Origin of the sequence: Alistipes timonensis JC136 (assembly GCF_900107675.1) — a bacterium.
Taxonomy (GTDB): Bacteria; Bacteroidota; Bacteroidia; order Bacteroidales; family Rikenellaceae; genus Alistipes; species Alistipes timonensis.
The window spans coordinates 237312-250545 of record NZ_FNRI01000006.1 but is presented as its reverse complement, the minus strand read 5'-3'; the positions used below and the strand labels follow the sequence as shown (position 1 = coordinate 250545).

Genomic DNA, 13234 nt, shown 5'->3' with positions numbered 1-13234 from the left:
GTCGTACAAAAGTACCTCCGAAGCCCGAAATCAATGTTTAACCGATACCTTAATATGTCGAAAATCCGCCGGGATCAGGCGTTATGATGATTTTGCATGTAAGCCCGGGGGCTCACCCCGAACTGCTTTTTGAAACTGGTCGAAAAATAGCGCGGGTCCGAGAACCCGACCATGTAGCCCACCTGCGCCACGTCGTAGGCGTTGGTCGCCAACAACTGCGCCGCACGCTGCATGCGGGCGTTGCGCAGCAGCTCCATCGGCGACTTGCCCACGATGCCCTGGATACGCATGTTCAGCACCGAGCGCGACACGCGCATCTCGCGGGCGAAAACTTCCAGCGAGAACTCCTCATTGGGAATATTCTGCTCGACGATCTCCGTCACACGGCTCATGAATTTCTCGTCGGCGGATTCCACGACAATATCTTCGTGCTTGCCGAGTATCTGCCCGATTTTGAGTTTCTGCTGCAGATCGACATGACGGCTCACCAACTGCCGGACGCGGGCCCGGAACAGCTCCACGTCGAAGGGCTTCTCCATCCAGGCATCCACACCCGCTTCGCAGAATATCCGCGCATCCTCGGGCGTATCGTCCGCCGTGAGCAGCACGACGGGAATGTCGTCGGTCTGTTTCGAGCCTTTGAGCCTGCGACAGAGCGCAAGCCCCTCTTCACGGTCGTAGACCACGATGTCGATCAGGATCAACTGCGGACGCCTCTCGCGCACGGCCCGCAGCGTATCTTCCACATTGTTGTAATGCAGCACGTTGTAATCCGACAGCACCATCCGCACCAGCCCCGTGATGTCGCCGCCGCCGGCCACGACATAGACCGTGCTGGACTTCGACTCGTCGATGCCGGGATCGTTCTCGACATAGACATCCGACTCGGCGTACTGCTTGGTGTAGACCGGCAAAATCTGCTCCTCGTCCGCCTGGTCCGACTTGTGGATATAGTACTGCTCGGCCTTGTAACGGGCTTCCAGCGGCAGGCAGATGGTAAAGGTGCTTCCGGCGCCGTAACGGCTCTCAACCTCGATGCGGCCGTTGTGCATCTCGACGAACTCCCGGGCCACAGCCAGCCCGATGCCGGCCCCCAGCGGCGGCATCGTGTCCGACTCATGCACCTGCCAGAAGCGAAGGAAGATCTTGTCGAGGTACTCCGAGCGGATGCCGATACCCGTATCGTGCACGGCGATGCAGACCGTCCGGCCGCTGCGGCGCAGGGAGACACTCACCTCGCCGCCCGGATGCGTGAAAGTATAGGCGTTCTGCAAAAGGTTGTAGAGTGCGAGCTCGATCTTCTCGGGGTCGAAGGTCATCACGATCGTCTCCCCGGGAAGGTCGCAGACGAGCTGCAGCCCCTTCGATTCGAAAAGCGCCCGGAAATAGTCGCAGATACGGCGCACGTACTCCACGATATCGACCTCCGCCAGGTTCATCGACACCCGGTTCTGGTCGATCTTCCGGAACTCCATGAGTTGCCGGACCGTGTTGGCCAGCTTCTTGACGTTGGCGCTTATCATGACCAGCAGCCCCCGGCGGGCCTCGTCGCTCAGCGGCTCGCGGTCGTCCGACATCAGCTGCAGGGGAACCTGCATCATCGTCAGCGGGGTTTTCAGTCCGTGTGTCAGGTTGATGAACAACTGCTGCTTGTACTGCACCATACGCACCTGCTGCGCCGCACGGTAACGGATCAGAATCACCCATACCACGGCTGCCGCCAGCAGCAGCGCCAGCGCACCGTAGATGCAGTAAGCCCACCACGTCAGCCACCAGGGCGGCAGCACCGTTATGAGAATATCGGTGGAACCTTCGCCCAGCAGCCCCGAAGCGTCGGCCGCCTTGACCCGCAGCATGTACTCCCCGCGCGCGAGGTTGGAGAACGAGAGCCGGTTGGTCTCCCCGAGCGGAATCCAGTCGGGCGTCATCCCGTCGATGCGGTAATAGAACCGTTCGCGGTTTTCGGGAGCGAATGTCAGCGTCGTAAAGTCGAGCGAAAGCTGGTAGTCGTCGTAATTGAGCGTCAGCCGGTGCGAGCGGTTGATGCTGGCTTCCAGATGAACGCCGTCGGGCACGATGTCCCGGTTGAGCACCGAAACGCCCGAAACATAGACTTTCGCCGCTTCGTCCGGACGCCCTACCTGCCGCGGGTCGAAATAAGTGATGCCGTTGATGCCGCCCAGAAAGAGCGTTCCGTCGGCGTCGAAACAGCTTCCGAGGTTGTAATCGAGACGTGCGAAAGCGCCGCCCGACAATTCGTAGAAAGGCGCCTGCCCGGCCCCGGGCGTATAACGGTAAACGCCCTGCATAGTCGAAATCCACAGTGCGCCGTCAGTGTCGGCGATGATGTCGAGCACCCAGACCTCCTCGCCGAAGGCATTGAGCGGACATGCCTCGAACCGGTCGAGGACGGCATCGTAACGGTACAACCCGTGCGACGTTCCGGCATAGACCGTTCCGTCGACCGCGGCGTAGAGTGCATTGATGCTGACGAATCCGGCAAGCGCCCGATCCTGTAAAAAATAGGTATCGTAACGTTCGACGCGGAGCGTGTCGCCCTCCCGAACGGCCTCGTCGGGCCGGAAACGCAACAGCCCCCGGGATTTGGTGCCGATCCAGATGTTTCCGCCGCCATCCTCCAACACGGCCTGCGGACTGGCATCATAGAGGTCCGTACCGGCAAACCGCACCGTCCGGCAACGCTCCGCAGCGGCATCGTAGACGAACAATCCGCCGTAAATGAAGCCCATCCAGACGTTGCCGCGGCTGTCGCAGCGCAGCTCCTTGCTGAACAGCGCCCCGCAGCGGGCCAGCAGTCCGGTCACCTCTCCGCGTTCGAAGAAACGGCGGCTCTGCGGGTCGAAGAACAGCAGCATCCGCTTCGTGCCGAGCCACATCGTTCCCCGGCTGTCGAAAGCCAGCGATTGAAGCCTCCTGTCGCCCGGTTCGGCGCTCTCCGAAGGGAGACGGGGCATGAAATGGTCGACGGCATAACGCCCCGGCGTCACCCGCCGGATGCGGTCCAGTCCGCCCGACGTGGCCGCCCAGACGGCACCGTCGGGACCCGGGCAGACATCCGACACGACGTTGTGGATCAATCCTCCGGCATCGGCGGCGGACATGTTGTGGAATACCTCGCGGGGACGTTCGCAGCCCACGTAGATACCGTCGACGGTCCCGAACCAGTAATTGCCGTCCCGGTCCCGCTCCATGCACAGCACGCTGTTGCTGACCTCGCTGGGCGACTCGGGATCGACCCACATGACGCCGTCCGGGACCGGCTTCCCGTCCTCCGCGATGCGGAACAGATGGATGCCGTCGTAAGACGACGTGACCACCACGTCGTCACCGTCAATACGGATCGAACGGACATCTACGCCTCCCCGCACCACGGTCGGGGGGGGGATTTGCGCACCTCCGGCCGGCAGCGGCACCGTCATCAGACGCCGCCGGTCGTTGAACCACAGCCTTCCGCGGGAGTCCACCGCCATGGCCCGCACTTGGTAAGCGAAAGGCCAGCTGTCGATGCGGGGCGACATCGGATCGTCCGAAAAGTCGAAACGCGACAGCTGCCCGTGGCTCCAGCCCCAGATGTCACCCCCGGCATCGGTCGTGATCGCAAGTATGTTGTTCAGATTTTCCCCGACGATGAAGCGGTACTCCAGCGACGAAGGGTCGACCACGGCGACGCCTTCGCCCACGGTGAGCAGCATCGTCCCCCGCGAAGTCCGGGTGATGGTCTTCACCGGGACGGCGGCAATGCGGCCTCCGATGCGCCGGAACCGTTCCTGCACGGGATCGTAAACGACGGCACCGTTCTCCGTGCCGATCCAGACCCGGCCTTTGTCGTCGCGGGTCAGGCAGCGGATCATCGTCCGCGAGACGGGCAGTCCGTCGCTGTCGCCGAAATAGCGGTAGGAATACATGTCGTAACGCATCAGGCCGGAGATGGTCCCCACCCACATGAACCCGTCGTCGTCCTGCAGCAGCGCGGTGATCGAGTTCCCGACCGGGCCTCCCTCCACGGGCACGATGACCCGTTCGGCCCGCGCCGAAGCGACCCCGAAGGCCAAACACGACAAAATCAGAAGAGTACGAAAATACAGATGCGTCGTCGGTTTCATTTCAAAGGTAAAGATAGTGTTTTTTCGCCATCCGGCAAATGCCCGGAAGGCATATCCGGAAAATATCCGACCTTTTCCGGAAATATCCGAACATCCGCGCCGGGGCTTCTCCCTACTTTTGTTTCCAGATACCAAACTACAATCCGAATGAAAAAATACGCATCCCTGTTGCTGTTGTTCCTCCTCTGCTCCCCGGCGGCCCCGGCGCAGACCCGCCACGCCGACCTCTGGCTGAACGGTCCGTGGGAATACGGCATCGACCGCAACTACACCGGAACAACGCTGGTTCCGGGCGTTCCGATGGACGCCACGCGCTACACCGAGGGACGGCTCTGGTACCGCCGCGAGGTCACGCTGCCGGCCGGAAGCTGGAACGCCGCGGCACTCGAACTGAAAGGCGCACGCTTCCGTCCCGAGGTCTACGTCGACGGCGAGCTGGTTTCGTCGCAGGAGGGCGGCATGATCCGCTCGCTGCACGACCTGCGCCATGAAACGCTGAAACCCGGCAGCCGCATCACCCTCGAAATATCGCTCGCCTCGCTGGCCGACGTTCCGCCGGCCGACGCTTCGTTCATCCCCAAGGTGGACCAGTGGCGGAGCAACTGCTCCTCGTCGCTCTGGGACGATGTCGTGCTGCACCTCTATACGAACGCCTGCACCGACCGCGTGCTCACCGACTGCGACCCGGAAGCCGGGCAGGTTACGCTCCGCTACCGTCTCCGCGGCACGGGCGCCGCATCGGCCCGCATCACGGTAACGGACGGCCCCAAAGAGCTCCTGACCCGGACGGGCACGGCTCTGCCGGGCGAAAACGAAATCGCCTTCGGCTACCGGGGCCTGCTCCGGGAGTGGTCGCCCGAGCGTCCCGTCCTCTACGGCCTCCGCGTGGAGCTGCTCGACGAACGCGGGGAGACGCTTTCCGACTGGCAGCAATCGCTGGGACTGCGCCGCGCCGCCGTGACCGACAAACAATTCACCCTCAACGGCCGTCCCCTCAAACTCCGCGGCGGCACGGTCGTCTGGCACCGCTGGATGCGCGACGCCGAAGGCCGCGAAGCGGGTTACGATACGATCTGGTTCCGCGACAACATCGTCCGCCGGCTGAAGGAGCACGGCGCCAACCTGCTGCGGTTCCACCTCGGCGTGCCGCCCGAGCGGCTGCTGGATCTCTGCGACCGTTACGGACTGGCCGTGCAGTACGAGTGGAACTTCTTCCACGGTATGCCCGCCTCGCGCGAAAGCCTGATGGAGCAGTACCCCAAGTGGTTCGACCTGGCGGCCCGCCACCCCTCGGTCCTCCTCTGCCACCCCTACAACGAGACCGAGGGCGAACAGCTGAAGACTGCGTGGAGCGCCCTGGACGAGATCGTCCGGGACTACCCGCCCATGCTTCTCGAAGACCGCGACGTAATGCACATCCATAAATATTGGTGGAGCCTGTTCGAGAACCTCGGACTCTACTACGACTCCGCCGACCAGTTCCCCAAGGCGATCATGGTCGATGAATTCGGCGGCAACTACCTCGACGGCAACGGCGAGATGGGCGGTTACCCCTCGATCCGCGAGAGCTACATGCGCTTCCTGGGCCGCAGCCACACCGCCGCCGAACGGCTCCACCACCTCGACCGCTCGTGCGGCAAGGTGGCCGAATACTGGCGGAGGATCGGCGCGGCGGGCGTCGCCCCGTTCACCATTGCCAGCAGCTATGCCGACGGCAACCACTGGTTCCTGGGCCCGCTGCGCGACGGACGGCCCAAAAACGTCTGGAACGCCCTGACGGTGCTCTGGTCGCCGCAGGCCGTCAGCATGGACATCTGGGACTGCAACTTCATCCCCGGACAGGAGGTCACCCTCCCGCTCCACTTCTTCAACGACACCGACCGCCGTTCGACCCTTACGGCCCGCGTGGAGATCACCGACGCCTTTTCGCGGCGGAGCTTCGCCAAGACCATAGAATGCCGCGTAGAGCCCTACGACAAACGAATCGCCGAGTGCCGGATCGAAATGCCCGCCACATGCGGCGACTACATCCTGCGCACCACGCTGCTCAACCCCACCGACGCGGTGAAATACCCCGTCGTCTCCGAATGGGACATCCGCGTCCTCGAAGCCAAAGTTCCGGCCCCGGTGGCCGAAGCCGTCCTCCACATCCCCGCCGCCGAGACCGAACTGCTCGCCCTGGCGCACCGGCTGGGCCTGCGCACCGTCCCCGACCCCGCAAAAGCAGACCTTCTATTATTGGGACGCGCCAGCTGGGAGGGACTGGACGACTGCCGCAGAACGATCGAAAAGGCCGTCGCCCGAGGCGCAGGCGTCGTGATGCTCGACATCGGCGAACGCTACCTCGGACAGGGCTACCCTGCCGAGGACGGTCAATTGGGCCCCCTGCAGGGGGTTGCCCGCGTGACCGACCCGAAAATAACGCATTACGAGCTCTTCGGCGGACTGTCGCTCACCTGCACCGAGGCCGCCGAACCCGAAAGCCACATCCATCCCGACTCCGTCCACACGGAGCTGTGGCGCCGCCTGACACCCCGCCACACAGCCCTCTGGAACGGGCTTCGGGGCGGGCTGATCGTCCCCGCGGCGGATTTCGACGTGCAGGGATTGAGCCGCGAAGCCTTCTCGGCGCAGTGGAGCCGCCGGGGCGCCGACATCGGACGCATGGAACAGGGCAGCTACTACGCCTACGAACTCTGCGGATTCTTCGCTTTCGACTCCCTGCCCAACAACAAAGCGCTGACGCAGGAGTTGCGCCGCAAAGTGGAATTTCTGGTGGAAGACGCTCCGGCGCTGGCCATGTCAATCAATCCCAAAGCTCCGGTCCGCGTCACCGACCTCGGCAGCGGTTACCGCAACTCGGCCCGGGGCAGCGCCACGGAACTCGTGCCGCTGGCCGCAGCCGGGAAGAACCTCACCCGAACCCCCGTGCTGCGCATCGGGTTCGGCAGCGGCAAAGGCTGCCTGCTGCTCTCGGGATTGCTCACCGCCGGACGGCTCGATGCCGCGCGCACCCCGGAGGCAGTTCCCTGCCCCGTGAAATACGACGAAGCCGCCGTACAGATGGTCATAAACCTGATCGAGAACGCCTTGGAGAACTCGGCCGGCAGCGGGGACAGCAAACGCTGAACCCCTGCCGGTTCAAAAACGGCCTAAAACGAACATAATCGAAAAAATATTCGACATTCGTTCCACCCCTCCCGGATAATTTTGTATCACCGTTCATACGAACAAACGTTAACCTAAAATAACCAACTGATGAATGAAAAACTTTGACTTTTTATTCGTATCGAAACTGAAGCGCCCGGCAGCGACCGTGCTGGCCACACTCGCCGCACTCCTGCTGACGACTTCGCTCCAGGCACAGCAGCGCCTCACCGTTTCGGGCGTCGTCACCGACGCCGCATCGGGCGAGCCGATCATCGGCGCATCGGTCATCGTCGCCAGCACCTATAAAGGTACGACGACGGGTGTCAACGGCGACTTCATGCTGACCAACATCCCCGCCAAGGATTCGCTGATATTCCAGCATCTCAACTACACGCGTCTGGTCGTCCCGGTGAACGGGCGCACGAAGATCGACGCCAAACTCTCGGTTTCGGCCGTCGAGATCGAAGAGGTCGTGGCTGTCGGCTACGGCTACGTTCCGCGCAGCAACCTCACCAGTTCGATCGCGGTGATCAGCGAAAAGGACATCAACAAGACCCCCGTGTCGTCGATCGAGCAGGCCCTCCAGGGCAATGCGACGGGCGTGCTGGTCATCACCGCATCGGGTGAGCCGGGCAGCGAAGTGGCCATGCGCATCCGCGGCGGAACGTCCATCTCGGGCGACACCAGCCCGCTGGTGGTGATCGACAACATCCCTTCGGACCAGACCGCCCTGTCGCTGCTCAACCCCAACGACGTGGCCGGCATCGAAATCCTGAAAGACGCCGCCGCCACGGCCATCTACGGTTCGCGCGGCGCCAACGGCGTGGTGATGGTCACCACCCGCAGCGGCCAGGCCGGCAAACCCACCCTTTCGGTCAACGCCGAGTACGGGCTTTCGATCCCGCGCTACCGCATCGAGATGATGAACAGCGAGCAGTACGCCGAGTACGACAATTTCGCACGCATGATGTGGGGCGTGAACAGCTTCAACACGCTGCGTCCCGATACGCTCACCACGAACGATTACCAGAAACGCCTGCTGCGCGACATCGCCCAGCGTCACAACTACACGGTCGCATTGCAGGGCGGATCGAAAGACATGCGCTATTACATCTCGGGCGGCTGGCTCAGCGAAGAGGGCATCCTGCGCAATTCGAGCAACGAGCGTCTGAGTTTCTCGACCAAGTTCAACATGAACCTCTCGCCGCGCCTGCACCTCGATATCAAAGCCTCGCTCAGCCGTCAGCAGACCGAGAAGATCAGCTCCGGCGACTCCGGCGCCACGCTGCGCATGCTGATGCAGAAACCCACCAGCACGATCAACGGCACGGACCTCGGCGACGGCACCTATATAGATGAGGAGACCGGCGAGATCAAGAGTATCAACACCGAGGCCGCCAAGGCCCTGAACTCGAACCAGTGGAACAAACGCACGACGGCCGAACTCAACGCCGTCTTCCGCTGGGACATCGACAAGCGGAAATACTGGACCTTCAACTCCACGGCCGGCTACAAATACAACAACAGCAACGACTACGCCTATGTCCTGCGGTCGATCTACAGCACCGAGGCGCATATCGACAAGAACAACAAGGCGACGCGCAAGACGTCGCAGGGCATTACGTGGAGCAACGAGAACTTCATCAACTTCTCCCGGACGTTCAGCAAGAAGCACTTCCTGATGTGGACCCTCGGCCAGAGCTGGCAGCGTCAGGAGTCGGAAGGCTTCAACATCGACGTGACGCGTTTCGACACCGACTATTTCATGTGGAACAACCTCGGAGCCGGCGCTTATATCGGCGTTCCCGGATCGAGCTATAAAGCAATCAACCACCTGTCGTTCTTCACACGCGCCATCTACACCTACAACGAACGCTTCACGGCGACCTTCTCGCTGCGTGCCGACGGATCGTCGCGCTTCGGCGAGGACAGCCGCTACGGCTATTTCCCCGCAGCCTCGGTCTCCTGGAAAATGACCAAGGAGAAATGGCTCAAAAACGTAAAATGGATCTCCGAACTGAAGCCCCGTTTCAGCGTCGGCGTGACGGGCAACGACCGCATCGGCGAATACAAGTCGCCGACGATGCTCTCCTCGAACAAGGTGCTGGTCAACGGGCAGTCCTACAACGGTACGACCATCTCGCAGATCGGCAACCCCAACCTGCAGTGGGAAACCACCCACGAATACAACGGCGGTCTGGACGTGGGTCTGTTCAAGAACCGCATCCGCTTCTCGGTGGACGCCTACTATAAGAAAACCTACAACCTGCTCTACAACTACCGTCTGCCGCAAACGACGGGTTACTCGCAGGTTTCGGCCAACGTCGGCAACATCGACAACAAGGGCGTCGAGTTCGAAATCCACACCCGCAACATCGAGCACCGCAATTTCAGTTGGAACACCGACTTCAACATCGGCTGGAACAAAAGCACGATCACCGACCTGGGAGGCAACGACCACGTCGTGCTCTACCACATGGGCAACGGTGTGAACCAGGACATCACCTTCCTGGAAATCGGACAGCCGTTGGGCATCATCAAAGGCTACGAGACCTCGATCTACAAGAACTGGGACGAAGTCTACGCCGACGATGCCGTCTGGGTCGAGGACCCGCTCAACATCCAGACCCGTCCGGGCATGATCAAATACATCGACCAGAACGGCGACGGCGTGATCAACGACCAGGACAAGGTCGTGCTGGGGCAGGCCCTCCCGAACGTCATGGGAGGTTTCACCAATACGTTCAACTACAAGAACTGGTCGCTGACCGTCTTCTTCAACTACGCCCTCGGGGGTAAGATCATCAACACGAACGTCACCAAACTCGATCTCTACCAGGCCGGCAACAACAACGCCTATGCCGACGGACTCGGCGCATGGCGTCCCGCGAACCCGATCACGGGCGACCAGGGCTGGATGGGCGGAAGCAAACCGCTGCCCTCGTCGAACAGCTCGCCCTCCACGGCGCGCCTCTACACCCAGAACGTCATCGACCGCTGGATCGAAGACGGTTCGTACCTGCGTCTGAAAACGCTCTCGCTCACCTACACCGTACCGGAGAAGATCTCCCGGAAAATCGGCATGCAACGCCTGATGCTCTCGCTCAAAGGAACCAATCTCTGGACCTGGACCAAATACCGCGGATTCGACCCCGAAATGAGCAGCTCGGTGGGAACGTCGAACTCGACCCTTGGCATCGACCGAAGCAGCTATCCGGCATCCAAGAGCTTCACCTTCAACGTCAACATCACTTTCTAAAACCACTGCCCGATCATGAAAAAGATACTTTTCATCCTGCTTTCCGCATTTGTGCTGGGATCGTGCGATTTTCTGGACGAGGAGTCGAAGACGCAAATCCCCCTCGACAACTATTTCAACAACGAGGAGGAGGCCATGCTGTTCCTCTACGGAGCATACTATCAGGTGCGCAACACCGTATTCGGCACGGACTTCATGTACCTCACCGACACGATGACCGACAACATCGATTATTCGTCGACCAACGTCGACCGCAAGGGTGTCACCTACCTGACGCTGAACGTCAACAACTCGCTCGTCAAAAACATCTGGGGCAAGTTCTACGCCGTCGTCGAGCAGTGCAACATCCTGATCGACCAGTTGGAGAAACGCCCCGAGCTGAGCCCCGCCAACAGCGAAAACATCATCGCCGAGGCCAAATTCATCCGCGCCTGGGCCTATTTCAACCTCGTCCAGCTGTGGGGCGACGTGCCCCTGATGACGGTCCCCGTCTACTCGATCAAGGAAGACAACATCCGTCCCGAACGCTCGTCGGTCGACGCCGTCTACTCGACCATCATCTCCGACATGGAGTGGGTAACGACGATCGTCGAGGAAAAGCCCTCGGCCATCACCGTCGCCTCGGGCGTAAGCTATCCGCTGACCATCTCGCGGGCCGCCGCCAAGACGCTGCTGGCCCAGATGTACCTCGTCCGCAAGGAGTACATGAACGTCATCGAGACGCTCAAACTCTTCGCCGACGGTACGCAGGTAAACGAGGATTACGGACTCTGCCCGGAGTACAAGTACATTTTCGACACGCGCTACAAGGAACGCGAGGAGCGCAAAAAGGAGATACTGTGGGAGATCACCGCCAAGAGCGAGGACAAGTACAACAACACGTGGCACCGCGAGGTGGCTCCCTCGGAGCTGAAGGGTGCGAGCGGTGAGAAGATCGAAGGCGCAACCAACGGCTACCAGAGCTACACGCCCTCGTACGATCTCTTCAATTCGTACGACACCGGCGATATGCGCTACCGCCAGACCTACCAGATCACCAGCTCCTCGAAACCCCATTTCCTGAAAGGTTACGACGTCGCCGCCCTGAACCAGAACCTCGCAGGCCCGAACGTCATCCTGCTCCGTTCTGCCGACGCCTACCTGATGCTGGCCGAGGCCTACAACGAGCTGGGAGCTCCGGACAAGTCGGTCTTCTTCCTCAACCTCGTCCGCAGCCGCGCCACGCTCACCGGCCTCGACGCGACGCTTTCGCACGACGAGCTGGCCGACGCCATCCTGGATGAACGCCGCTGGGAGTTCGCCGGCGAAGGCGCCTACCGCCTCTACGACCTGCGCCGCACGGGCCGCTACCTCGACGTGATGCAGAAATTCACGCAGCGGGTCGTCGAGATGAGCGCCGAGGACCTGAAACAGTCCTTCATCAACCCCATGGACGGCAAGAAGACGCCCGAACTGAGCATTCCGTTCATCAAGCTGAGCAAGAACGCACAGTCCAGACACCTGCTGCTGCCGATTCCGGCCGACGAACGTATCGCCAACCCCAAGCTCACGCAGAACCCCGGATGGAACTAATCCCAAAACGACCAACGAAAAAATGAAACGCAATACATTCCGCTTTGCAATCCTGGCCGCCGCGGCCCTGACCGCCACAGCCTGCAACGACACGCCCGATTCGCTCTACGAGCACGAAGACAGCGTACAGGACGTGCCCGACATCGTGCTCGAATCCTCCGCCAAGCCCTATGACATCATCCCCGAGGAAGAATGGGCCGACATCGATTTCAGCAAGGCCTGGGGCAGTCCCGACCAATGCCTTTACGCTTCGATGGGCACCGACGACGAAGGTTCGACGACCCTTTACGACCAGCGTCCCGCCCACTACGTGAAACTCAACACGCATATCCGCATGATGAAGGGCAACGTGACGGTCGAACAGTTCGAGAAATTCGTCGAGGCGAACCCCAACGCGGTGAAGATGCCCAAGGAGCCTTTCTGGAAATGGGAAGACCCCGACGGGAATTCACGCAAGGATTTCCCCGTAGTCTGCATTACGTGGAAAGAGGCCGACGCCTTCGCCCGCTGGCTCGGGGGACGCCTCCCGACCGAGGCCGAATGGGAAATGGCAGCCAAAGCCGCCACAGCTGAAAACTCGGGCGACCGTTACCTCTCTTACAGCAACAACAGTTCCTCGAACAAAGCCGCCTGGTTCTTCAACTCCAAAAACGCGAGCTACGGAACGGGCCTCGTGACGGTCATCACCGACGCCCAGGGCAACCGCATCGAGCGCATCGGCCGCATGGCGCACCGCTGCGGCGAGATGAAGGACGGCAAGACCTCTCCCGCCAACGCCCTCGGGCTGACGGACATGTGCGGCAACGTCATGGAGTGGTGCTCGGACTGGTACGGCGCCGATTATTACAGGGAGTGCCTGAAAAACGCGGTCCCGACCGAAGGTGAAATTCCCTACCTCGATGCCGAAGGCAAAAGTGTCACGGGCGAAATCATCTACGTCGAGAATCCGCAGGGTCCCGCCACCGGCAAGCTGAAAGTCCTGCGCGGCGGCTCGTGGAACCAGCCCGAATACGCCGTGAAGACCACGATGCGTTTGAAGATCCAGCCCGGCACGCGTTCCGAGGAGATCGGCTTCCGGGTGGTATTCGACGTGACGGAAGGCGCCGACTACGGCGGAAACTGATAAAAC

At 61.3% G+C, this 13234-nt stretch carries 5 protein-coding genes; 4 read left to right on the top strand and 1 reads right to left on the bottom strand.

Annotated elements, in window-relative coordinates:
- Positions 1-74: 74 nt before the first annotated feature.
- Positions 75-4073 (bottom strand): two-component regulator propeller domain-containing protein, encoded by a 3999-nt coding sequence (locus BLU78_RS10070; RefSeq protein WP_176791135.1) that lies wholly within the window; start codon positions 4071-4073, stop codon positions 75-77.
- 198 nt (positions 4074-4271) lie between these two features.
- On the opposite strand from BLU78_RS10070, the gene BLU78_RS10065 reads away from it, so the two are divergent.
- The 4 genes from BLU78_RS10065 (at position 4272) to BLU78_RS10050 (ending at position 13228) form a co-directional block, all read left to right on the top strand.
- Positions 4272-7253, top strand: a complete 2982-nt coding sequence (locus BLU78_RS10065) for a glycoside hydrolase family 2 protein (protein WP_010266434.1) — start codon at positions 4272-4274, stop codon at positions 7251-7253.
- Positions 7254-7386: 133 nt separating this feature from the next.
- On the top strand, positions 7387-10533 hold the full coding sequence (locus BLU78_RS10060) for a SusC/RagA family TonB-linked outer membrane protein (protein ID WP_010266436.1): 3147 nt from the start codon (positions 7387-7389) through the stop codon (positions 10531-10533).
- 15 nt (positions 10534-10548) lie between these two features.
- Complete coding sequence (locus BLU78_RS10055) at positions 10549-12105, top strand: RagB/SusD family nutrient uptake outer membrane protein (RefSeq protein WP_010266439.1); 1557 nt, start codon at positions 10549-10551, stop codon at positions 12103-12105.
- 22 nt (positions 12106-12127) lie between these two features.
- The gene (locus BLU78_RS10050) at positions 12128-13228 is read left to right on the top strand and encodes a formylglycine-generating enzyme family protein (RefSeq protein WP_010266441.1); all 1101 of its coding nucleotides are present in this window, start codon (positions 12128-12130) and stop codon (positions 13226-13228) included.
- Positions 13229-13234: the final 6 nt, after the last annotated feature.